The organism is Rhodococcus artemisiae (genome assembly GCF_036327795.1).
GTDB classification, from domain to species: domain Bacteria; phylum Actinomycetota; class Actinomycetes; order Mycobacteriales; family Mycobacteriaceae; genus Rhodococcus; species Rhodococcus artemisiae.
The window spans coordinates 113,766-137,443 of sequence record NZ_JAUTXY010000007.1; the positions used below are offsets into that span (position 1 = coordinate 113,766).

A 23,678-nucleotide genomic window follows, 5' to 3' on the forward strand; every position below is an offset into this window, starting at 1 on the left:
TCCTCGAAGAGTTGATCAGGACTCGGACATCAGAGACCGCTGGTAGCGCCGCATTCCGCGCAGCCACCGGTCGTAATCGGCACCCTTGTTCCGGTACATCTGGAGTACCTCCGGGTGCGGAAGAATCAGGAACTGCTCTTCCCGGATGCCGTCGAGCACGATCTCGGCGACGTCGGCGGGTTCCAGCACGGCCGCGGAAGACGTCACGGCTCGGGTGCCGAGGTCTCCGAGCGACTCTCCGGAGTTGCTGCCTGCGTAGAGCAATGGCGTGTTGACGCCCATCGGGCAGATGCAGCTGACGCGGACGCCCTGGTCGCCGTAGGTCACCGACAGCCACTCTGCGAATCCGACGGCGGCGTGCTTGGTGACGGAATATCCTGCCGCACCGATCTGGGTGAGTAGACCTGCCGCGGACGCGGTGCTCACGAAGTACCCTTCACCACGCTCGACCCATCCCGGGACGAGAAGTTTCGCGGCGCGGATGTGCGCCCGGAGGTTGACGTCGAAGACGCTCTCCCACTGGTCGTCGTCGAGGTCGAGTCCGTGCATGCCGGTGATTCCGGCATTCGCGAAGTACAGATCGACCCGCCCGAAGCGGGTTTCGGCGATCTCGATGATCCGCGCGATCGCGGTGGCATCGGATGCATCGGCACCGGCGGCGACGGCACTGTCGGGGTGTTCCGCCACGATGCGCGCGACCGTCTTCTCGGCAGCGGAAGCGTCGAGGTCGACCACCACGACCCGGGCTCCCGCGTGCGCGAGGCGGGCAGCAAGGGCATCACCGATCCCGCTCCCCCCGCCGGTCACGATGGCGACTTTCCCTGCAACGTCCACTTTGCCTCCCGACAGCCGTGCTCCTCGTCCCCGCACTATAAGTTGAATACGGCGTCAACTTCAACTGTTGAAGCCTGACGCGCCGGGTGGCTTTCCCCTACTTGCGTGGGTTGCCCAAGGAAAAGAACCAACGGAAACCCGCGAGACGAAGAGGAAGGATGCCGGAACTAGGCCTGCGGAATCCGCAGCGCGTTGACCCACAGCCGGGTCGCGGTGTACACGAGCTCGTCCATGTCCACGGACTCGTCCTCGTTGACAACGAAGTGGGAGAAGGCAAGCCGGCTGATCATGCCCGACAGCGCCCTCGACGCCAGAAGTGCGTCGACCTCGCGGTCGGCGAGTCCGCGGCCCTGCAGATGCGCGATGCTGCGCGCGTTGCGCCGGATGAACGCGTCGCCCCGCTTCTGACGCAGTTCGCGGAACACCGGATCAATGTGCGAAACCTGTTCCAGCAGGCCCATCAGCTTCGCATTGCGCCGGTACGCCTCGAGATACGCCCGGTTACTCGCCTCCACGACCGCGGCCGGATCGTCCTCGTCGGCCACGCGCGGCATGCCCGGATGCAGCATGTCCTCCTGCGCCAGCTCGAGCACCGCCGCGAAGATCTCTTCCTTACTCGAGAAGTACGTGTAGAACGTGCCGGCCGAACACTTCGCATGCTTCGTGATGTCGACGAGCCGGGTATCGAGGTAACCGGTGCTCTCGAACACCGTCCGAGCAGCGGCGATCAACGACGACCGCGTCCGCAACCCCCGCTCGGTGACCGGTAGTTCCCGCAACAACGACGACGGCGCCATCGACGGAGGAGAGTCGTCGAAGGTGTCATCGGTGTCGGAGCTCGGCATTCTGTATTTATACGTGATCGGCACATGACCGCTGACCACCCTGGACGACGAGCGCCTCGAGGAGCCGCGACCGTGAACGAACCGCTACCGCTTCCCCGCGCACGTCACGAGGTCGCGCCCGGGGCGGTGCACGTGCCCGCGTGGCTGGACGGCCACATACAGCGCCGGCTGGTCGACACGTGCCGCGACTGGGCGCGGGGCCCGGCTCCCATGCGACACACCGCGCTCCCCGGAGGCGGGGTGATGTCGGTGCAGACCGTCTGCCTGGGGTGGCATTGGTCTCCGTACCGCTACACGCGCCGGGCGGTGGATGTCGACGACGCACCCGTCGCACCTCTTCCCCGCTGGCTCGCCGACCTCGGCCGCCGAGCGGTCGCCGACGCGTACTCCCGCCCGGCCGACGACTACGAGCCGGACACCGCCCTGATCAACTTCTACGACGCCGACGCCCGGATGGGGATGCACCAGGACAAGGACGAACACGTCGCCGAACCGATCGTGTCGTTGAGCCTCGGCGACGCATGCGTCTTCCGATTCGGGAATCGCGAGACGCGAGGCAGGCCCTACACCGACATCCGGCTCGAATCCGGGGATCTCTTCGTCTTCGGCGGACCGTCGAGGTTTGCGTATCACGGTGTGCCGTCGGTATTTCCGGATTCCTGCCCGCCCGGTCTCGGCATGACGCGGGGCCGGCTCAACCTCACCCTGCGGATGACGGGGCTACCTCCTGACGCACTGTGATCACCTTCACTCCGAAAGCGACAAAGTAGACAGGCCCGCGGACCGCGAGTTCGCTAGTATCGACTTCGATCATCGCCTGTCGGGGGCCGACCAGGAGAACCGCGCATGCCCCGGACCACCCGCACTCACATTCGCCTTCTCTGCATGCTCGCCGCCGGCCTGATCACCACCGCAGGCGCTGCGCTGGTCACCGCGCCCACCGCTGCTGCCGACGAGACGAGCGCCTGCCCCGACCGCTACGTCCTCGCGGTCGACGGCAGCAAGGGCTTCAGCACTCCGGACTCGATCGACCCGGACTCGCCGCTCGCGGAAATTTCCGACCGTTATCGCGGCCCGGGCACCGTTGTGGAACATATCCGCTACCCCGCGGTGGTCGTACCGATGCCCAGTACCGGCTCGCACGACGACGGCGACGGTATAGACGACGACGGCGCCATCGCCTACGACAGATCCAAGCAGATCGGACATCAGCGACTCCGCGAGACCATCACCGCGCGGCACAGCACCTGCCCCGACGCTGATCTGTTGATTCTCGGCTATTCGCAGGGCGCCTCCATCGCCGGCGACGTTCTCGCCGAGATCGCGGAGGACGGATCCGTCCCACCCGCTCGAATCAGCGGCATCCTGTACTCGGATCCGCGCGACTCCCGGGGTGTCGAGACCCTGTTCCCGGGCCCCGTTGTTCCCGGAGTGACGCTCGGCGGCGGCCGCAGCGAATTCGGTGAGATCCCCGTCCAACGAATCTGCATCGAAGGCGACGCGGTCTGCGACGGCCGCACCCCCGGCGACGGCGACGACTGGCTCGAGGCGAACGTCGCCGGCTATCTCGAACTGCACACGAAATACCCCGACTACCAGCCCTGACAGCCGCGCACAACCACGGCCTCGAACATCGATTGCGAAGACCGGCCACTCGCTTCAAGGCACCACTGTGCGTCCGGATTCGAGTCGAAGCACGCGATCTGCGGCCACGATGGATTCGTCATCGTGGGTCACGCAGGCCACTGCCGCTCCACAACGGGTCGCATACTCGGCGAGGATCTCGCGCGTGCGTCGGCGACTGGCCGAATCCAGCCCGGCAGCGGGTTCGTCGAGAAGCAGGATCGGTGCCTCTTGCACTATCCCTTGGGCAAGGAGGGCACGCTGCCGTTGCCCGCCGGAGAGTGCGGCGAGTGGTTGTTTCTCGAATCCGATGAGGTCCACCTTCTCGATGGCCTCGGCGACCTCACTGCGGGCACGCCGGCGGTCCAGTCGCCGCGCCCAGGTTCCCATGGTGACGACATCGAACACGGTTACCGGCAGAGTGTCGGGGACGGATGGCCGTTGGACGACGAGCGCCACCGCGCCGCATCGTGTGATCTCTCCGGAGCGTGGAGCTCGCACTCCCGCAAGCAACTCGATGAGTGTCGACTTACCTGAGCCGTTGGGTCCGGCGATTGCTGTCACAGTTCCAGGGGGGAGCGTCACGGAGACACCGTGCAGAACATCCCGTCCGTCGTAGGCGTAGCTCAGGGATCGCGCCGTCAACGCCGAAGTCGAAGTCTTCATTCATGCGACTATAGCAATTGGTAATCGTTGTCATTTCCAGTTACGCTCTTGCCTCGTGCCCTGGCTGAGCGATCCCTTCACCACCGACTTCATGGTCCGCGCCCTTGTGGGAGGTGCCCTCGTCGCAGCGATCTGTGGTGTGGTAGGCACCTGGGTCGTCATCCGTGGCATGGCTTTTCTCGGTGAAGCGATCGGCCACGGAATGTTGCCCGGGGTTGCCTTGGCCACAGTTCTGGGTCTGCCCGTGCTGGCGGGCGGAGCAATCAGCGCCGGAGCCATGAGCGCAGCAATCGGCGCCCTGCAACGGCGAGGGCGCCTGTCGTATGACACGACCATCGGCCTGTTGTTCGTCGCGATGCTGTCGAGTGGCATCATCATCGTCTCTCATTCGCGTAGCTTCGCCACCGATGCGACGACCATCCTGTTCGGCGATATTCTCGCGATCCGGACTGCGGAGATCGTCACCCTCGCATGCGCACTCATGGTTACGCTCGGTATTGCAGCCAAGTTCCACCGTTCCTTCGTCGCATCCGCGTTCGACCCGCGCATCGCCCACACACTCGGTCTCCGCCCGCGGCTCGCACAGGTGATGCTGGTTGCACTTGTCACCCTCGCCGTGGTCGCGTCGTACCAGGCGGTCGGAACGCTCCTCGTTGTGGCCCTGCTGCTCGGCCCGGTCGTCGCAGCCCACCAGTGGACCGCACGCATTCCCTCGACGATGCTCCTCGCCACGGCATTCGGAATCGCGGCTGTCTCCTCCGGCCTTCTCACCTCATGGCACGCCGGAACCGCGGCCGGTGCATCGATCGCGTTCTGCGCCATCTGCCTGGCCCTGGCGTCCGCGATCATCCGCAACGCACACAATCGCTTCCGTAATCGCCACGACCGTGGCGTGCACCCGACCGGGGAACTCGACCATATCGGAAGCGAACCGCCGTTCTCCATCTGGGCCGAAACCCGTTGACCTGAACAACTTCTCGATCGGAAAGCACACAATGCTACAACGCGGGATTCTGACCGCCTTTGCCGCGGCCGCAACTATCGCGCTGTCTTCCTGCGCAACTCAGACGGCCGATTCGACCCCTCCGATACCGGAGGCCGATCGATCCACTGGTGATGGCCACGGTGCGATTGCAGGAGCGGAAGAGGTTGCCGAGCCACCACTGCACCTGGTGAGCATCGACGCCGCGGGCGCAGTCGGCATGCTCGATCTTCTCGACGACACCACCACGGAGCTGGGCACCATCTCCGCACCGTCCGCTGTGGCATCCGACGGACGATACCTGTTTGCGACGACGCCACAGGGAGTCGACATCGTCGACAGCGGTGTGTGGACGTGGGACCACGTCGACCACTTCCACTACTACCGAGCGGATCCGAAGTTGCTCGGGAACGTCACCGGTGAAGGCACAGCGACAGTTTCGACATCGAACACCTCGACCGTCGGTGGGACCGGCCTCTTCTTCCCTCTCACCGGTGAGGCGGTGTTGTTGGACAACGAAGCCCTCTCACAAGGGGAGATACGCGAATTGTTCCGGATCGAAACAGGACAACATTCAGGACTTGCCGTCCCCCTCGGAGGCGGGGCCCTGGTCACCCATGCAGGAGATCGAGGACAGGCCACGGAGGTGCGTTTCCATCGTGCCGATGGGACACCCGTCGACGGGTCGAGCGTCGAATGCCCCGACGCACAGGGCACCATCACCACCCGGGTCGGAGTTGTGATCGGATGCGCCACCGGCGCTCTGCTCGCGACAGCGGAGGACGGTGACGTGACCTTCGAGCACCTTCCCTACCCGGAAGGGACCCACACGCAGCCCGCGGTAGAGTTCGACAATCGCAAAGGGCGGCCGAGTGTCGCCGCACCGGCCGGCGACGAGGGGATCTGGCTACTCGACACCCGTGCCCGCACCTGGCAGCTGATCCAGACCACCGAGCCACTCCTGCGGGTGTCGGCCGCAGACGATGCGGACGAGCATATCGTCGCCCTCGATCGAAGTGGCCGCGTTCGGGTCTACGACGGCAGTTCGGGTGATGAGGTCGGGGCCACCGAGCCACTGTTGCCTCGGAGCATCGCAGATCCCGCACTGCTCGACGGCGTCGAACTGACCGTCGACCGGCAGCGTGCATATCTCAATGCTCCGGCTGAAGGCGTCGTCTACGAGATCGCCTATGCCGACAATGCACGGCTTGCCCGCACGCTCGAAACACCCACCACACCAGCCTTCTTCGCGGAGACGGGACGATAATGCGACGAACCCCTCTGGTCGGTGCGGCGTTGGCAGGGATACTCGTTCTCGCAGGCTGCGGAAGCACCAGCGAGAACGAGGGCCGGCCGACGGTCGTCGTGACCACCAACATTCTCGGGGACGTCGTGGAAAACGTGGTGGGTGATGCCGCCGAGGTCACCACGCTCATGAAACCCAATGCTGATCCCCACTCCTTCGAGATCTCAGCACAGGAGGCAAGCCTTCTGAGTCGAGCCGATCTGGTGGTATCGAACGGGCTCGGCCTCGAAGAAGGGCTGCAGCAACACCTCGATCGCGCAGCCGATGCGGGTGTGGACACGTTCGTCGCAGGTAACGCCATCGACGTTCTGGCGTACTCCGAGGAGAACGAAGGTACACCCGATCCTCACTTCTGGACCGATCCCGCGCGCATGCGCGACGTTGTGGACGCACTCGAAACCGCGCTGGTATCGATCGACGGCATCGACAAGGAGGCGATCGACGAGAACGCCGAACGCTACCGCGAGGAACTCGCTGAACTCGAGAAGGAAATGACCGCGGCGTTCGATTCCTTACCCCAAGACCGGCGCAACCTGGTGACCAATCATCACGTTTTCGGTTATCTTGCTGAACGATTCGAATTCCGCATCGTGGGCGCGATCATCCCCGGGGGTACGACGCTCTCGTCGCCCAGCGCGAGCGACCTTCGCGAACTTTCTTCCGCCATAGTCGAATCCGGCGTTCCGGCGATCTTCGCAGAATCGTCACAACCCGACCGCCTGGTCCAGGTCCTGGCCGACGAAGCCGGCGTCGACGTGGACGTGATCGAACTGTTCACCGAGTCGCTCACAGAACCCGGACAAGGCGCCGAAACCTACCTGGAGATGATGCGTGCCAACACCGAGCGCATCACCGCCGGGCTCTCTCCCTGATACCCGTATACCGAGAGGAAGATCGATGAGACTACGACATGTGCCCGGAAAAGGGGCACTTGCGGCTGCAGTCGGCGCCGCATTGCTGGCAACCGCGTGTAGCGGATCGGATGAGCAGACGGTAACCGACCCGACCACGGTTTCACCCTCCGCCGATGCCTCGGCCGAAGGAGGCATCGCGGTCGCGATCGAGAACGGGCTCGTAGTACTCGATGGGGAGTCCCTCGAGATTCGCGGCGAGTTCGACTCCGAAGAGTTCACCCGGCTCAATGCGGTCGGCGACGGCCGCCATCTTCTCGTGACGACCACCGGCGGCTTCCAGGTACTCGACACCGCCACACCGGAACTGACCGATCTCGTCTTCGAGGCCGAGACTCCGGCGCACGTCGTCCGCCACCATGGCAAGACCGTCCTCTACGACGACGGCACCAGCAACACCGTCGTGTTCGACACCGACGCGCTGCTGACGAACAACGACGAGTTGCCGTCGACCCGGATGGTCCCCGGCGATGAAGCCCACCACGGGGTGTCGATCGTCCTCGAGGACGGCACGCTACTCACGACCATCGGCAACGCCGACGGCCGCACCGGGGTGCGGGCACTCGACACGGATTCGAACGAGGTGACGCGAAGCGAGGAGTGCCCCGGCGTCCACGGGGAAGGAACAGCGGCCGATGAGGCCGTGGTCTTCGGTTGTGAGGACGGGGCGCTGCTCTACCACGACGGTGCGTTCGAGAAATTCACCGCTCCTGACGAATACGGGCGGATGGGCAACGCCTACGTGTCGGAAACGAGCCCGCTCATCATCGGCGACTACAAGAATGACCCCGACGCCGAGGGCTCCCTGTTGCACATGGTGGCCTTGATCGACACCGAATCGCACACGTACGAAGCGATCGAGTTGCCTGACGGTATCGAGTACACCTGGCGAGGCATCGCGCGCGGACCGAATGACCAGGCCTACGTTCTCGCAACCGACGGGTCAATCTATGTCATGGACCCGGCGACAGGTGAGATGAGGGGCCGGTACCCCGTGATCGCACCGTGGGAAGGGCCGGACGAGTGGCAGAACCCGCACCCGGCCATCGTGGTCGACGGCGATATCGGATACGTCACCGAACCTGCGAGCAATACGATTCACGCCGTCGATCTCACCACCGGTGTGATCGTGAAATCCACCGAGCTCCCGGATCAGCCGAACGAGATCGCTGTCGCATAGCCTGATCGACCCGGCTGTGGTGTGCGTGATCGCGCACGCCACAGCCGGGTGTGTCGTTGTTGCCGGGGCCGGATGTCAGTGCGTTGCCGCGCAATGGATGCGTGAACTTCACGCTTGCGTCCTACAGTCGGGCGCTCTAAAGTGAACGCCATTCATAAATAAGTATGGCAACGCTAACCTTATTAGCGATTCGCTGCCGACGACGATCGGTTCGCCCCGACGCCCCAGGAGTGCCATGACGACCACCGCACCTGCCACCACTGCCCCATCAGAAGACCAGCGACAGAAATCCGACTCCGCCCACGAGCAGAAGGACCAACGGAAGGCAGGTGCCCGCGCACTGAAAGAACTGATGAGTCCGGTGTCGGCGCGCCTTACCGTCGGCCGGATCCTCGCGGCGGTGTCAGGGGTCTTCGCAGTGGTCCCCTATATCGCCTTGGTGCGCATCGGCGATCTGCTGCTCAGTGCCCACAACTCGAACACCGCCGTCGACGGCGACGAGGTCGCGATGTGGATTCGGGTTCTCCTAGTCACCTTCGGGATCCGACTGGTCGTCTACTTCACCGCCTTGCTCGTCACCCACTTCGCCGACATCAAGCTCGGCCACATCACCCAACTCCGTCTGGTGAGACGGTTCTCCCGCGTTCCGCTCGCTTGGTTCACGTCCACCAACTCCGGACGCGTACGCAAGGCGTTGCAGGACGACATCGGGACCATTCATCAGCTCATCGCCCACCAGCCTGTCGACGGAACCAACGCGATGGTGATGCCTCTGGCGTTGATGGTCTACGCCTTCATCATCGACTGGCGGCTGGGACTGCTGGCGATCGCGACGATCCCGCTCTATGCCGCGGCGATGGCCGGATCGATGCGCGGCATGGGCGAGAGAACCGCGGAGATGGATCAGCGACTGTCCACCGTGTCGGCGCGGATGGTCGAATTCGTCACCGGCATATCGGTTGTCAAGGCATTCGGACGCGTAGGACGTTCCCACCGCAATTATCAGGACGCCGCCGATGACTTCTACGACTTCTACCTGGCCTGGGTCACACCACTGATTCGGGTCTCCGCCCTCGGGACGTCCGTTCTTGCAGTACCGTTGGTACTGCTCATCAATATCGGCGTCGGTGCTGCACTCGTCCATCGCGACGTCGTCAGCACCGCCGACGTACTCGCTACTTCGCTCATCGCACTCCTGATCCCGTACGCACTCGAAACCCTGATGAATTCGATGTGGGCCCAGCAGATGGCGGGGGGCGCCGCACTGCGGCTCGTCGATCTGGTGAACACCCCGGTCCTGTCGCACACCGACGATGGACACGATCACGAACTCCGTTCTCACGAGGTCACATTCGACCGCGTCAGCTACACCTACGGTTCTGGTCCCGATGCGGTACTCGCCGTCGACGACGCCTCGTTCACCCTTCGGCAGGGGACTGTCACCGCACTCATCGGCCCCTCCGGGTCGGGCAAATCGACGATAGCCACGTTGCTCGCGCGCTTCGACGATCCTCGGTCGGGGACCATCCGTATCGGTGGGGTGCCGCTCGATCGGATCGCCGACCTGTACTCCCATGTCGGCTTCGTACTTCAGGATCCCCAACTGCTCGGCATCAGCATCCGCGACAACATCATGTTGGGTCGGCCGGATGCCACCGATACGCAGGTTCGGGAAGCAGCGGCCGCCGCCCGGATTCTCGACGACATCGAGGCCCTCCCGGACGGCTTCGACACCCTCTACGGCACCGAGTCGGGGTTGTCCGGCGGACAGGCGCAACGCATCGCGATCGCCCGAGCGCTGCTCGTCGACGCCCCGATCCTGATCCTCGACGAGGCCACTGCCCTCACGGATCCCGAGTCCGAACACCACATCCAACAAGCCCTGTCCACCCTTGTCCGGGGCAGGACCGTTCTGGTGATCGCCCATCGTCCCGAGGTCATCAAGGGCGTCGATCGGATCGTCGTGATCGATTCCGGTCGTGTGTCGGCCATCGGGACCCATGACGAGTTGCTCGACCACCCCCAATATGCGCGCTTGTGGCGAGTGACCGGGGCCGAGTTGCGCCTCGCCGAAACCGACCGCGACGGCGGCACCGACTGCGAAGGAACCCGCCGATGAAACTTCCGCTGATCGACATCGTCCCCCGGATGCAGCGCATGATCTCGCATCCGGAGAACATGCGGCCCGCCATCGCCGCCAGCGTGATCGTGGGCCTGGTCGAAGGTTTCGCGCTCGCGGCTCTCCTCCCCACCATCAGCGCACTGGCAGAGGACGACGCGGTCTGGGGGCTGGGACTTGCCGGCTGGCTGTGGGTGCTCGGCGTCCTGTCGGTGGCCAGCTTCCTGCTCAACTACTGGGCCAACAAGGCCAATTACGACGTCGCGCTCGACTTCCTACGAAGCTTCCATCGTCTGGTCGGTGACCAGGTCGCCAAGCAACCCCTCGGGTGGTTCGCGCGGCCGCTGGCGGGTGCATTGTCCCGAATGGTGTCGTCGGAGCTGATGTCGGCGGGCGAGATCTTTGCCCACATGTTCGGGCCACTCGTCTCGCGCAGTACGGCAGCGATCGTGATCATCGTCGCCGCGTGGTTCTGGGACCCCGCGCTCGGTCTGGTCCTCACCGCTGCGGTGCCGGTGTTCGTCCTCATCACCTTGGCGTCGACGGCCCTGATGCGCAAGGGCAGGTCGATTCACGAACCCAAAGAAGCCGCGCTGGCCAACCGGGTTGTGGAGTACGCCCAGTGCCAGGGCGCCATCCGCTCCTGCGCCCGCAACGACGACTACGCGCCACTGGGGCACGCGCTCGAGGGCGCGTATTCGGCCAAGAAGCGAGGGCTGTGGCTCGAGACGATCGGGATGCTTCTCAGCGGAATGGTCACCCAGGGCGTGATCGTGGTGCTGATCACCGTGACCGGATCGCTCGCCACGGACGGTGTCCTGCAACCGATCCCGGCACTGGCATTCATCGGCCTCGCACTGCGCTTCACCTCGACTCTGTCGGCCATCACCGAGAGCGCGATGGGTCTGGAGTCGCGACGACCGCTGCTCGACGCGCTCGACGACGTACTCACCGCGCAGGCCCTGCCCGAGCCCGGCAGCCCCGGGACACTGCCCTCGCCGGGCAGCGTGGAACTCGACGACGTCAGCTTCTCCTACTCGATCGGTTCCGCGCCGGCGGTGCGCAATGTATCGATGACGGTGTCCCCCGGGTCGATGGTGGCTCTCGTCGGTCCGTCGGGAAGCGGCAAGACGACCATCGCGCGGCTTCTCTGCCGCTTCTACGACGCCGACAAGGGCCTGGTACGGGTAGGCGGTCTCCCCGTGACCGAACAGACGTCCGAGCAACTGATGGGCCAGCTGTCGATGGTGTTCCAGGATGTCTATCTGTTCGACGACACGCTCGAGGCCAACGTTGCGGTGGGTCGGGAAGATGCGACCGAGGCGGACATCCGGGAGGCCGCTGACCTCGCCGGCGTCACGGAGATAGCCGAGCGGCTACCCGACGGCTGGCACACACGGGTCGGAGAAGGTGGCCGGGGCATCTCCGGCGGAGAGCGCCAACGAGTGGCCATCGCGCGGGCCCTGCTGAAGAATGCACCGATCGTCCTGCTCGACGAAGCGACATCGGCTCTCGACGTCGAGAACGAAGCGAACATCGTCGCGGCAATAGAGAGACTGCGCGAACAGGCGACCGTCGTCGTCATCGCCCATCGACTCACCACGATCATGGGAGCCGACAAGATTGTCGCGCTCGATGCCGAGGGCCGGATCGAGGGCCAGGGGACGCACGAGGAACTGCTGACTGCCGGAGGCACATACTCTCAGTTCTGGCGTCGGCTCGAGGAGGCGCAGGGCTGGCAGCTGGCGCACTAGCATTGCGGCATGGACCATGTTGATGGCACGAACGCGGCCTCACCGGTCCTGCTGAGCAAGAAGGCCGGGCGGAAGCCGGCTTTCACCGAGCAGGACGTCATCGATGCTGCCCTCGGAGAGGGCCTCGACCGCTTCACGTTGGCCGCTGTGGGTCGGCGCCTCGGCGTGGCGACCACGGCGCTGTATCGTCTGTTCGCTTCGCGCGAGGAGATCGTCGTGGCGTGCCTCGACCACATTGCTGCCGGAATCCGGGTGCCCGACGATGACGCAGCGGACTGGCGCACGATGCTCCAACTCTGGGCGGACGAATGTTGGCGGGTATGTGACGACTTTCCCGGACTCAGCCGGGTGGTCTACAGCTACGCCTCCGCGTTCACCCGCATCGAGGGGGTCATCGCTGCGTATGCCCGAGCCCTGGCGGCGCACGACAAGACCGACAGGCAGGCCCTGTTCGCGCTCGACTTCATCGGAGACACCGTCTTTGCTTGTCATCTCGGCGTGGAGTCATTGCGGAATGTCGACGACAGCGGCACCACCGGCTTCGATCGCGTGAAGGAAGCCGTGGGCCGCGAGTCGATCATCGAACCGCGTCAATCCTGGCGTGAGCGGGGTGTGGTCGACACCAAGATCGAGTTCATCCTCATGGGATTGGAGCATCACTGGCCGGAGATCTGAACCCAACGGATGCGGCCCAGCCCTCGACCGTCCCCACCTGCTGGGTGCGGCTCGCGCCGCGGCACAGGGATCGTCCTCGCGTGTCTTCGTGGCGAAACCGACACCAGCGTCTTGCCCTCGGTCTGATTCGCGAACCGTCGCCGTTGATCATGGCCGCTGCCGACTAGGCTCGACGCCGTGAGCGTACGTGCAGGAATCATCGTTACCGGGACCGAAGTGCTGACCGGGAGGATCGCCGACCAGAACGGACCGTGGTTGTCCACTCAGCTCGTGGCACTCGGCGTCGACGTCGCCCACATCACGATCTGCGGCGACCGACCCGCTGACCTGATCGCCCAGATGCGCTTTCTCGCCGATCAGGGTGTCGACCTCATCGTCACCAGCGGTGGTCTCGGCCCCACCGCCGACGACCTCACGGTCGCTACCGTCGCCGAGTTCTGTCATCGCGAGCTGCTGCTCGACCGTGAACTCGAAGAACACATCGCGGGTATCATCCGCCGCTACCGCCCGCGCACCTCGGACCTCGACGCAGGGCCGACGCGTATCGGGATCCGCAAGCAGGCACAGGTTCCCACCGGCGCCACCGCCCTGCCGCCGACCGGTACAGCGCCGGGCGTGGTTATCCCCGCGCTGGCCGGTGACCGGCAGGTCCCGACCATCGTCATCCTGCCCGGACCGCCCGGTGAGCTGCAGGCCATGTGGCCGAGCGCAGTCACATCCCCTGCAGTCGACGAGGTGCTGTCCCGAGCCGACGACCTGCAGCAGGAAACCGTGCGCGCCTACGGATTGCACGAGGCACAACTCGCCGAGACACTGCGCCGGGCCGACGCAGAGATCGCCGACCTCGACCGACTCGAGATCACCACATGTCTTCGACGCGGTGAACTCGACATGGTGACCCGATTCGCCTCCGGCGACGCGGACGTCTACCGCCGTCTTCTCGATGTTCTCACCGAACACCATGGACGCCAGATCTTCTCGACCGACGGCTCCACCATCGAAGACCAGCTGATCGACGTCCTCGACGGCCGGCTGATCGCGACTGCGGAGTCGTGCACCGGCGGGCTCATCGCTACGCGTCTCACCTCCCGCCCCGGGTCGTCGGCCTATGTCACCGGTGGCGTCGTCGCATACTCCAACGACGCGAAGTCCGATCTGATCGACGTACCGGCCGAGTTGATCACCGCGCACGGTGCAGTGAGCGAGCAGGTCGCCGCAGCTATGGCCGAGGGCGCCCGACGCCGCCTGAAGGCTGACGTCGCGGTCTCCACCACCGGGATCGCCGGCCCGGACGGTGGCACCGAGGCCAAGCCGGTGGGCACAGTCTGCTTCGGCGTCGCGCTCGACGGACGGCCGACGTACACGGTCACCCGCCGCTTCCCCGGGGACCGCGAACAGGTTCGAACCCTCACCACCACGGCCGCACTGCATTCGGTGGTTGCACAACTCGAACGAGGTTGACCTTGCATCCGAGCCCCCTTTGCCGGGGCGAGGGCAGCAGCCGACGCACCAGCTCGCCTGTGAGGTTGCGCGGCACGAAAAGTGAGCAGTTCGTCCATAAGAAGGCCGTCCGTACGGTCGCATCCAGCTCGACTCGTCATCGCAGATGCAGGTGGCATTGCCCCGCCCCGCCGCCGCCTACGTCGATACGGTGTAGCACTTGCGTTCTGTCTGCACCCTGCTGACAAGACCCCTGTTCGTGCATGCACGGTTTCATCGACGAGGCCCTGCGCGCCGGCGATCCCTCGGTGAACTCGCAGCCGAGGAAGTTCCCCACAGCGGGGAATGCGGGTGCTGTGGCGGCGACGTGGAACGAATCAGCTCGTCGGCGGTGAAACGATCCGCACCGACCGAGGGAGCCCGCCAGGGTGATACCGTACCGCCGAGCAGCTACTGCGAACGGCTCAGGGCTCGAGTCGGTCGCCCAGTCCGCCTTTCCAGCCTCCCCGAACAGACCGACATGGACAAGTCGATGGCGTTTGTGCGGGAGATAGACGCAATCCGCAATGCGGAGGCCAGTTCGATGGAACGCATGTCATACGGAATCGCGCCCATCACGTGGAACGACCGGAGGGAAATCGATGGAAGTCACCCTTCAGTTCATCGAATGTTCCGGTCGGCTACTTCACCGGATCCGGATTGACGCCGGTCAGCAGCATGTGGCCGGCATCGACGGGGATCGTCACACCAGTGACGCTCGCGGCAAGTTCGGAGTTGAGGTACAGGGCGGTGTTCGCGATCACCTCGGGTGGCATGAACGTGTGCCCCTTGAGCGCGTGGAAATGATAGCCACCTTCGATCATCTCTGATTCTGTGCCGCCTTCGTGGCCTGCGAACATGTCCCACGCACCTTGATGGTCGGTCATCGGAGTCCGGATCGCACCCGGGTTGATCGAATTGCACCGCACACCGTACGGAGCCAGTTCGAGCGCGATGTTCTTCATCAGCCCGATCACGCCGTGCTTCGACGACACGTAGTGGGCATAGTCCATGCCCGGCTCGAGTCCGTTGACCGACGACGTGATGACGATGGACCCGGTCTGCCGTTCGATCATATGGGGCGCGATGGCTTTTGCGGATTTCCATACTCCGGTGAGGTTGACATCGATCATGTCGTTCCAGGATTCCTCGGTCATTTCCCAGAACCGGGCCTTCGTCCAGATGCCGGCGTTGGCGATCAAGATGTCGATGTGCCCGAACTCCGCGATGCCCTGGGATACGGCGGCATCGAGTTGCTCCTGCGAGCGAACATCCGCGCTGATCGACAGGGCACGCCGATCGAGTTCTTCGACCTGCCGCACGGTCTCTGCCAGATCTTCCTGGCGTGCCATGGCATAATTCACGCTCGCGATCTGGTCTGCTATGTCCACCAGGATCACGTCTGCGCCTTCACGAGCCGAGACGAGCGCATGCGCGCGGCCTTGACCCCGGGCGCCGCCGGTGATGAGCACAACCTTGCCGTCGAGGAGTCCCATGAGAGTCCTTTCGCATGAAGGAGGGGTGTTGGTGGTGGTGCGACGCAGTCAGAGCCGACCACCGGCATCGACGACATGTTGCGTGCCGGTGACGTAACGGCCGTCATCGGAGACGAGATAGAGGATGGCGTTGGAGATGTCGACGGATTCGATCGCTGGGATCGGCAGAGCATTGAGAGTCCGTGCGGCCTCGTTGAAGTCCTCGAGGGTCGGGTTCTCGAGATCGGGACGGAAAAGCCGGTACGTGGCGTCGTTGAGGATCATATCGGTCGCTACCGTTGTCGGGTGGACGGTGTTGACCCGGATACTCTCCGGTGCAAGCTCTTTCGCCAGCACGCGCATGAATCCGACGAGACCGGCCTTGGCAGCACTGTAATGTGCGATGTTCTCGTTCGCCCACAGCGCCGCGAGCGAGCTCGTCAGCACTACCGAGCCACCGCGTCCTCCGGCGACAATGTGCGGTACGGCGGCTTTCACCGTTCGCCATTGCCCGGTGAGGTTGACGTCGATCATCGTCGTCCACATCTCGTCGGTCATCTCCAGAGTCGGGGCCATCGTGGAGATACCAGCGTTCGCAAGCACGATATCGATTCGGCCCAGCGCGGCGACACCATCATCTGCAGCCCTCTTCAGCCCGTCGAAATCGCGGATATCGACCTCGGAGGCAAGGATTCGACGGTCGAGTGCTTCGACCTGACGCACGGTTTCGGCGAGATCGTCAGGGGTTGCGGTGCTGTAGGGAACGGTATCGATCTGACGGCAGGCGTCGACGGCGATGATGTCTGCGCCCTCTTTCGCCAGCTCGAGTGCGTGGCTTCGCCCCTGTCCGCGGGCAGCGCCGGTGATGAAGGCGACCTTGCCGTCCAGTTTGCCCATGTCCACTCCTCGATTCGGTGGTGCGGCTGTGATCTGCGCCTCACTATATGACATAGGGTGCCAAATGTGGCTTGATTCGCCATGGAACCGAACCGACACCGATTCTCTGCAAAACTGGGCCCATGATCGAACCGGGGGACGAACGAACCGAACACGGGGCACGATGGGGGCGCCCGGCAGCCACCAGCGCACCCGAACTTGCCGCAGTGGCTCAAACTCTTTTCCTCCAGCGAGGATTCGACGAAGTCACCGTCGACGACATCGCGGCCGCCGCGGGAATCAGCCGCCGAACCTTCTTCCGCTACTTCCCCACCAAAGCAGACGTACTATGGGTGGAATCATCGGCCGAACTGGCGCAACTACATGATGGGCTGGAATCGAGCACCGGTAGATCGGAACCGTGCCGAGACTCTCTGATCCGCGCAGTCATCGCCGCACTCGAGTTCCCTCCCGAGCAACGCGAGTGGGCGCTGCACCGCGCACAACTGGTTCTCGATGTGCCCGCGGTGCAGACTCACACCACCATGCGGATGAACGCGTGGCGCACCGAGGTGACCGATTACGTGGCACGAAGCACCGGAAGTTCGTGCGATGACCTCGTACCTCTCACAGTTGGGCACGCGACGGTGTCTGCCGTACAGGCAGCGCACCGCTACTGGGTGACCCATCCGGACGAGGAACTTGCTGCCGTGCTCGAGCAGACGCTCGAGATCACACTGCCGGCCACATTCGCAGCAAACGATATGAAGGCAATGCCGCGACAGGACGATGGATTCGACACGGCGTCATCTCGAGCAGACGAGGCACTATCCGGTATTGCAGGTGAAAGAGCAACGAGCAACGAATGAGTGATTCAGTGTGAGCACAGAACGACACCTGATAGATCGAGCAGACCATGGGTCAAGCACCTGCCGTATCCGATGTCCGTGGTCTCAACAACCCTAGGAGCTGACAGCACAACTGTTTTCACCGCGGCGACAGGTGTCGACATTGCTCCGGACTCATTGGCGCGGTGAGACAACGTCTTTGTCCAGAAAACCTCAAATCCGCCACTGAAGACATCATTGTCGTCGCCGGCGACTATGACCGGCTCCGGTGACGTCGATCAGTGCGCCGGTCGGAATCAGCTCGGACAGTTCCTTGGCGTCTTCTTCACTGACCACTTTGGGTTGCCTGCTACGAACGAGCATCGTCAGACCTGTGATCGGACGCTGCGTCGTGCCGAGCGCGTTCATATCGCACGATCGAGTCGGCTTGGCGAGTGAGTTCGTCCCCATGTGAAATGAAGGCCGGGAGCCAATGACCGTACCAGCGACCGTCACGAAACGCAGGTTCTTGCGCAACCCTCCCCACTTGCTTCGTGACACGAAATCAGCGCTGGTTCGGGGAGTGTTGGTTTACCGCGGTAAACCGAAGCTTCCTCATCAAGTGGTCCCGGAGTGACGATTCGCGGACACAGGTCGCCAGGCCCACTCAATTCATTACGTTAGCTGTCGCATCTTTCGCACTGTCGCTTGCCAGGTTGATGGGCTCTGTCGCAGATTCCGTGAAGGATGCTGATACTCATACGATGTGAGTGTTGGAGAGGCCTGAGGTCGAGATATCGGTGGGTTTCGCCCAGGTGCCGATGGTGCCGGCGAGGCGAGTGCACCGTAGAGCACGTGCAGGCCGCCCTGACTGGCGATGACGGCGTCATACTTGGCGAATGCGCGGCGCTTGCGGGCCAGGGCGAGCAGGTCGGCGTCGGCGCGTTCTCCGGTCCAGTGGCGGTGGACGGTGTGGCGTCGAGCAGTTCGGCAACTGCAGCGTCGTCGCATGTGCGCCACCCGGCCCATCCCGCCGGCCCCGCTGACCGGACGAGTTCAGTTGGGGTGCAGAACCCGTTTTCTCAGCAGGTCCAGGCCGGCTCGGCCATACATTTGCCTCTTCAGCGCCTTGATTCGTGTCACTGCGCCCTCGGTAGGACCATTGCTGAACGCCAAAGTGAGCCCAGCAGCCACCGCGGTGAAGTCGTGTTCGACGCCGGTGGTGAACGAGTGCAGCGCGGGCAGATCATCGGCGCGGACCCGATCGATCCAGTCCTGCAGGCGGTCGCCGCGCCGGTCACGCATCATGACGGCGAACGCACCGACATGGCGGCGGACCGCAGCCAGCTGAGGACATGCGTCGGTTTTGCAGCGAGGACACCGCGCTGACCCGGCAGCGACGGCAGCCTCGATGACAACGGCGGAGTCGCCGCTACCGACATCCCTGATCAGCAGATCAGCCAAATGCGGAATCAACTCCCGAACAGGATCACCAGCGCACGCCCGCCACCATTACCCCTCCGCGCCGAGCCCGTGCGGCAACACGCCGAACAGCGGCATCACGGAATCTGCGACAGAGCCCATGCTCATGGCAGACGACAAGCAGTCCCGCAGTTCCTGGGTGGCCATGGTGCGCCGCCAGATCGCATCCTGGGCGGCGCGGGCGAGCACTGTGATCGCCCGCGCGAGATCGCTGCCCGAGGGCCGTGTCCGGTGCGCGTGCGCATCGGTGCGCAGGATGTTCGCCAGCGTCATCGCGTCCACGTGATCAGACTTCTTCCGTGCCATCGAGCCCCGATCGCGATAGCGAGCCACCGCCATCGGGTTGATGTCCTGGACGATTCTCCCCGATCCGCGCAGTGCAGCGACCAGCACGCCGCGTGAGGTCTCGATCGCCACGGGAATCGGTTCGTCGAGCATGTCGCTGGACTCCGCCAGTAGTCCGAGTAGTCGGCGGCGACCGCCCGGATGTCGACAACCGACGAGAAGAACCGTATCACCGAACCCGAACTTCGAATCTGAGAGTTGCGTCGCGCCAATGACATTACGCCCAAATCGGCGGCGCTTCTCGCGGTAGTGGAGGGCACGAAACTCAAGTGTCGGTCGACTACAGCGACGTCCCCAAGACCGCCTACGGGTCGAGCCACCGTGCATATCGCCCCGACATGCTGCGGCAAGAACTCGCGAGCCTCACCACGCGCGATCCTCCGCGCCGAACTTGTAGAACTGATCCGCGGGTCCACGGCAAGGGTTTCGTCGTCCACAGTGCCCGCAAGGTCTCCGCGAACTGAATCGCAGGATCCGGGTGGCCCGGTGCACGGTCCAGCGATTGACGCGCGCAGACGGCTTACGCGACAGCACCAGGTCGAGAGAACTGCGGACGACGATCACTGCAGCGGGCCGTGCTACTCGGAGCGAACGATCGTCGCGGTTCCTGCACCGGATCGAATTCGCTGCCCATCCCGTTCGGGATTGGCGAGCAACAACACCACAATCGCAGTAGCAACACAGAGGAACCCGACACCTTGGAAGGCTTGCGAGTACCCTTCGGCAGCCGAGGCAGCGTTGTCGACGATTACGCCAGTTGCGTACGGAGCAATCAATCCTCCCACCGCGACCAAAGCCATGAAGGTACCCATGGTGCCCGCTGTCTGCTGCGGTGGGCACAGCGACGAAATCGCCGTGCTGATCAGGGGAAGAGCAATCGCTCCCAGTCCATAGCCGAGCGATAGAACCACAACCGCGACGATGGGGGCCTTGATCGAGGGGAGTGAAATCAGGGTCACGCCGCAGAGCACTACGCCCGCCACCGGTACGATTACTCGGATGATCCGAGTACTCACGCCGCGAAGGGCGAGCCTGTCGGTGGTGTAGCCGGCAGTGAGCATCAGAATCAAGCCGACCACAGAGGGGGCCGCAAACAGCGAGCCCGCCTGCAGAGTCGAAAAGTTCAGCCCCTCTTCGAAATACGTGGGGAGCCAGGTCAAGACCACTGCGGTGAGGGCATACACGACGCCGGTCATCAGTGCACAGCTGAGGAAGGTTCGGTTCAGCAGAATCGTGCGCCACGGCACCGATGGCTCGGTCCAGGTGGTCGCCTGACCTGATTCAACGGGGCTGTCCGCTGTCGTCGCGGTTCTGGTGAACGGGCCTTCTTGCCATCCGATGAGCCAACACACCACCCACACCACGCCTAACCCAGCCAGTGATAACAACGCCGCACGCCATCCGAACTCAATGGTGATCCAGGTGAGGACCGGCGCGAGAAGGATCTTCGAGAGCGAACCTGCGCCGGTGAGCAGCGCGCTGGGTAGCCCGCGTTTGGCCAATGGGTGCCATGAGTAGGCCGCGGTGTGCATCAGGGATGTCACCGGGCCCTCGAAGAGTCCGAGGACCATACGGCTCGCGACGAGCACCGCGAGTGTGCCGCTGATTACCATCGGAAGCATCGTGAGTGACCAGATGACCGCGAGCAGTGCCAGCCCCCACCGGAGCGTGAGGTACTTGTTCAGTGCTCCCGCGAAGAACCCTCCGATGGTGAAGGTGACGAAGAACAATGACCCGATCATGCCGATCTCGGCCTTGGTGAGTCCGAGCTCTTCCGAGAGTGGTTTGGCGATGATGCCGAGCACTGCCTTGTCGGCATAGTTCACGACGTAGAGGAAAAGTACGAGGCCCGTCATACTCCAGGCTCGCTTCGGGCTGACCAGCGGCGAAGGCGTTGTTGTCACCGCGGGGCCGTTCCCGCCATGGTCATCGAGAGTTGTGGTCTTCTGCACGGGATTCCTTCGGGAAATCCAGGGTGAAACGAGGAGATCTCGTTCATCCCCGGCATGAGTGAATTGTCCGCCTTGTAGCGGGCCTTGAATCGACAATGATGTCGATAACAAACATTAATGTGAGGGTCGTCACTAGTCAATCCCTCGAAGGATTCAGAGCGCTCCCGACGGAGGTGCACGCCGGAGCAAACGAGCTTCGCGAACGACTATGACCTCCAACACTGTTGGCACACTTAGTAATCGAACTCAATCCCAACATCCACCGAGTTCCAGACCGGCGTCTGCGACGGAGGGCCACGACCATGGGGCGTAGATCACCGGGGCGACAGGCGCTTCAGGGCCATACCTCGTCGATCGGAGTAGGCATGACCGGTGCGGGGTCCGGCATCGCCGATGGTGTTCGAGCGAATCGTGGCGCCGGCGCAGGTTGAGGGACGCCACCTACTTCGATCAGCCCACTCCGGGCGCGTAGATGTTCATCCACGAGTGCCTCGTCGTAGTCGAGAACCGGTGTCACACAGGCATCCAAGTCGCCGAAGATCTTCGTCCACTCGTCTCTGGTACGCGTCCGGAAGGTGACAGTGAGGATCTCTCGCAGTTCCCCCCATCGGGCAGGCTCTGTTGGACCCGGGACCGACTCGGCGTCGAGCCCGAGGCCTGTGATCATTTGCCGGAAGAACTCCGGTTCGAGCGCTCCGACCGCCATGTATCGCGCGTCTGCGGTTTCGTAGGTGTCGTAGTGCGGATAACCGCCGTCGAACATGTTCGTTCCCGGCTCACCCCACTGGCCTTCACCGCGGATCGCCCAGATCATCTGGCCCAGCATTCCGGCTCCGTCGACCATTGCGGCGTCGATCGTCTGGCCTCGACCGGACGTCGACCGCTCGACAAGTGCAGCCAGAATACCCGTGAGCAGGAACATCGAACCCCCACCGAAGTCACCGACCAGGTTCAGGGGCACGAACGGCCGCTCTCCTCTGCGGGCGAGCGCACGCAGGTGTCCGGTCATGGCGAGGTAGTTGATGTCGTGCCCGGGGCGCTGCGCAGCGGGCCCCGTCTGTCCCCAGCCCGTCATCCGCGCATAGATCAGCCGCGGGTTCCGTGCAGCACACTCTTCGGGGCCGAGTCCGAGGCGCTCGGTGACTCCAGGGCGGAACCCCTCGATGAAAACGTCGGCCTTCACGACCAATCGCATGACATGGTCAATGTCGGCGTCATTCTTCAAGTCGGCTTCGACCAGCCTCCGGCCGCGAGCAACATGCTTCTTGTAGCCCCTGCCGACCTCGACGGTCGATCCCGGCCGACCGATCTGGATGACGTCTGCGCCCATGTCTGCCAGTTGCATCGCTGCGTGTGGAACCGGGCCGATTCCGGCCAGTTCGATCACGCGGAGACCGGACAGCGGTCCCCTCGTGGAGCTAGACGTGGCAGTGTTCGAAGTGGTCATCGTCCGATGAACCTTCCTGTGCGGCGTTCTGCGACCGAGCGAACTCCCTCGCGGAAATCTTCTGTGGTGAAAAGCTCTTGCTGCTCAGCACATTCGTGGGCGACGGCGTCGGCAAGCTTGCAGGCCAGGTCGGCTCGCAGTGTTCGCCTGATCGATCGGACGGCGAGCGGCGCGGACGACGCGATACGGGCCGCGTACGCGAGGGCCTCGGCAACAAGTTGCGAGGGGTCATCCACGAGCATGTCGATCAGACCCACCGACAGCGCATCGGCGGCAGCGATCCGTCGTCCGGTGTACAGCAGTTCCATCGCTGTTTGTCGGCCGACGACCTCGGGCAACGTCACCGACAGACCGAAGCCGTGGTGGATTCCGATCTGTGCGAAGTTCGCCGCGAAGCGGCCCTCCCGTGACGAGATCCGGAAGTCGGCACTCAGTGCGAGACCGAGGCCGCCACCGATCGCGGCGCCCTGGACTGCCGCAATCATCGGCAGCGGCTGCCGGAACAGGCGCAGAGCCTGCGCATAGAGGGGGCCGGGGTCCCGGTCACCGGCCGATGCGGCGAAATCGGCTCCGGCACAGAACACTCGCCCTGAGCTGCGCAGCACTATCGCGCGGGTGTGGCCGTCTGCGGCCAGGTCCTCGCATGTGTCCGCCAGACTCTCGAGCAACTCGAGGTCGAAGTAGTTGTTCGGCGGCCTGCTGAACTCGAGGACGGCGACATGGTCGTCACGCACCATCGACGAGACACCTCGCTCCGCGGGTTGGGTCTGCGTCAAAGTTCGATCCCTTCTTCGTGACACAAAGCAGTAGTGTGGGTCACTCTACGGATAGTCGACAACGTTGTCGACTTCTTCCACGGTTGACCGCGGTCACCGACACAGGCCTTGCCGGACCCCTGGC

Annotated in this window: 21 protein-coding genes and 1 pseudogene; 11 read left to right on the forward strand and 11 right to left on the reverse strand. The window is 63.9% G+C overall.

Annotated elements, in window-relative coordinates:
* Nucleotides 1-15: 15 nt before the first annotated feature.
* Nucleotides 16-834: an SDR family oxidoreductase gene (locus Q7514_RS16395; protein WP_330134343.1), complete on the reverse strand. Its 819-nt coding sequence runs from the start codon at nucleotides 832-834 to the stop codon at nucleotides 16-18.
* 167 nt (nucleotides 835-1,001) lie between these two features.
* Nucleotides 1,002-1,679, reverse strand: a complete 678-nt coding sequence (locus Q7514_RS16400; RefSeq protein WP_330134344.1) for a TetR/AcrR family transcriptional regulator — start codon at nucleotides 1,677-1,679, stop codon at nucleotides 1,002-1,004.
* A 72-nt stretch (nucleotides 1,680-1,751) separates the two neighbouring features.
* On the opposite strand from Q7514_RS16400, the gene Q7514_RS16405 reads away from it, so the two are divergent.
* Together Q7514_RS16405 and Q7514_RS16410 are read left to right on the forward strand one after the other, a co-directional pair.
* On the forward strand, nucleotides 1,752-2,420 hold the full coding sequence (locus Q7514_RS16405; protein WP_330134345.1) for an alpha-ketoglutarate-dependent dioxygenase AlkB family protein: 669 nt from the start codon (nucleotides 1,752-1,754) through the stop codon (nucleotides 2,418-2,420).
* 105 nt (nucleotides 2,421-2,525) lie between these two features.
* The gene (locus tag Q7514_RS16410; protein WP_330134346.1) at nucleotides 2,526-3,284 is read left to right on the forward strand and encodes a cutinase family protein; all 759 of its coding nucleotides are present in this window, start codon (nucleotides 2,526-2,528) and stop codon (nucleotides 3,282-3,284) included.
* A 54-nt stretch (nucleotides 3,285-3,338) separates the two neighbouring features.
* On the opposite strand, the gene aztA is transcribed toward Q7514_RS16410, so the two are convergent.
* Nucleotides 3,339-3,968: a zinc ABC transporter ATP-binding protein AztA gene (aztA, locus tag Q7514_RS16415; protein ID WP_330134347.1), complete on the reverse strand. Its 630-nt coding sequence runs from the start codon at nucleotides 3,966-3,968 to the stop codon at nucleotides 3,339-3,341.
* A gap of 55 nt (nucleotides 3,969-4,023) precedes the next feature.
* Here aztA and aztB point away from each other — a divergent pair, with 55 nt between their 5' ends.
* From aztB to Q7514_RS16455, 8 genes are all read left to right on the forward strand, one after another.
* Entirely contained in the window at nucleotides 4,024-4,932 is a 909-nt protein-coding gene (gene aztB, locus Q7514_RS16420) for a zinc ABC transporter permease AztB (RefSeq protein WP_330134348.1), read from the forward strand.
* Between the two features lie 208 nt (nucleotides 4,933-5,140).
* Nucleotides 5,141-6,217 (forward strand): ABC transporter, encoded by a 1,077-nt coding sequence (locus tag Q7514_RS16425; protein ID WP_330134350.1) that lies wholly within the window; start codon nucleotides 5,141-5,143, stop codon nucleotides 6,215-6,217.
* Nucleotides 6,217-7,128, forward strand: coding sequence for a zinc ABC transporter substrate-binding protein AztC (aztC, locus tag Q7514_RS16430; protein WP_330134351.1), 912 nt, complete (start codon nucleotides 6,217-6,219; stop codon nucleotides 7,126-7,128). Before Q7514_RS16425 ends, aztC begins: the two co-directional genes overlap by 1 nt.
* A gap of 25 nt (nucleotides 7,129-7,153) precedes the next feature.
* Nucleotides 7,154-8,347, forward strand: a complete 1,194-nt coding sequence (gene aztD / locus Q7514_RS16435; protein ID WP_330134352.1) for a zinc metallochaperone AztD — start codon at nucleotides 7,154-7,156, stop codon at nucleotides 8,345-8,347.
* A 235-nt stretch (nucleotides 8,348-8,582) separates the two neighbouring features.
* Entirely contained in the window at nucleotides 8,583-10,466 is a 1,884-nt protein-coding gene (locus Q7514_RS16440; RefSeq protein WP_330134353.1) for an ABC transporter ATP-binding protein, read from the forward strand.
* Nucleotides 10,463-12,220, forward strand: coding sequence for an ABC transporter ATP-binding protein (locus Q7514_RS16445; protein ID WP_330134354.1), 1,758 nt, complete (start codon nucleotides 10,463-10,465; stop codon nucleotides 12,218-12,220). Before Q7514_RS16440 ends, Q7514_RS16445 begins: the two co-directional genes overlap by 4 nt.
* A gap of 9 nt (nucleotides 12,221-12,229) precedes the next feature.
* Nucleotides 12,230-12,895, forward strand: a complete 666-nt coding sequence (locus Q7514_RS16450; RefSeq protein WP_330134355.1) for a TetR/AcrR family transcriptional regulator — start codon at nucleotides 12,230-12,232, stop codon at nucleotides 12,893-12,895.
* A gap of 177 nt (nucleotides 12,896-13,072) precedes the next feature.
* The gene (locus tag Q7514_RS16455; protein WP_330134356.1) at nucleotides 13,073-14,356 is read left to right on the forward strand and encodes a competence/damage-inducible protein A; all 1,284 of its coding nucleotides are present in this window, start codon (nucleotides 13,073-13,075) and stop codon (nucleotides 14,354-14,356) included.
* 659 nt (nucleotides 14,357-15,015) lie between these two features.
* Here the strand turns inward: Q7514_RS16455 and Q7514_RS16460 are convergent.
* Together Q7514_RS16460 and Q7514_RS16465 are read right to left on the reverse strand one after the other, a co-directional pair.
* Nucleotides 15,016-15,870, reverse strand: coding sequence for a mycofactocin-coupled SDR family oxidoreductase (locus Q7514_RS16460; RefSeq protein WP_330134357.1), 855 nt, complete (start codon nucleotides 15,868-15,870; stop codon nucleotides 15,016-15,018).
* 48 nt (nucleotides 15,871-15,918) lie between these two features.
* Nucleotides 15,919-16,746 (reverse strand): mycofactocin-coupled SDR family oxidoreductase, encoded by an 828-nt coding sequence (locus Q7514_RS16465; protein WP_330134358.1) that lies wholly within the window; start codon nucleotides 16,744-16,746, stop codon nucleotides 15,919-15,921.
* A 122-nt stretch (nucleotides 16,747-16,868) separates the two neighbouring features.
* Here Q7514_RS16465 and Q7514_RS16470 point away from each other — a divergent pair, with 122 nt between their 5' ends.
* Complete coding sequence (locus Q7514_RS16470) at nucleotides 16,869-17,594, forward strand: acyl-CoA-like ligand-binding transcription factor (protein WP_330134359.1); 726 nt, start codon at nucleotides 16,869-16,871, stop codon at nucleotides 17,592-17,594.
* Between the two features lie 213 nt (nucleotides 17,595-17,807).
* Here Q7514_RS16470 and Q7514_RS16475 read toward each other — a convergent pair whose 3' ends face one another.
* From Q7514_RS16475 to Q7514_RS16500, 6 genes and pseudogenes are all read right to left on the reverse strand, one after another.
* On the reverse strand, nucleotides 17,808-18,089 hold the full coding sequence (locus tag Q7514_RS16475; protein ID WP_330134360.1) for a hypothetical protein: 282 nt from the start codon (nucleotides 18,087-18,089) through the stop codon (nucleotides 17,808-17,810).
* A 519-nt stretch (nucleotides 18,090-18,608) separates the two neighbouring features.
* Nucleotides 18,609-18,860, reverse strand: coding sequence for a transposase (locus Q7514_RS33215; RefSeq protein WP_408016117.1), 252 nt, complete (start codon nucleotides 18,858-18,860; stop codon nucleotides 18,609-18,611).
* 291 nt (nucleotides 18,861-19,151) lie between these two features.
* A pseudogene (locus Q7514_RS16485) lies at nucleotides 19,152-19,514 on the reverse strand (IS110 family transposase); the annotation flags it as partial.
* A 443-nt stretch (nucleotides 19,515-19,957) separates the two neighbouring features.
* Nucleotides 19,958-21,235: an MFS transporter gene (locus Q7514_RS16490; RefSeq protein ID WP_408016118.1), complete on the reverse strand. Its 1,278-nt coding sequence runs from the start codon at nucleotides 21,233-21,235 to the stop codon at nucleotides 19,958-19,960.
* Between the two features lie 430 nt (nucleotides 21,236-21,665).
* Entirely contained in the window at nucleotides 21,666-22,778 is a 1,113-nt protein-coding gene (locus Q7514_RS16495; protein ID WP_330134363.1) for a CaiB/BaiF CoA transferase family protein, read from the reverse strand.
* Nucleotides 22,775-23,554: an enoyl-CoA hydratase/isomerase family protein gene (locus Q7514_RS16500; protein WP_330134364.1), complete on the reverse strand. Its 780-nt coding sequence runs from the start codon at nucleotides 23,552-23,554 to the stop codon at nucleotides 22,775-22,777. Before Q7514_RS16500 ends, Q7514_RS16495 begins: the two co-directional genes overlap by 4 nt.
* Nucleotides 23,555-23,678 lie beyond the last annotated feature (124 nt).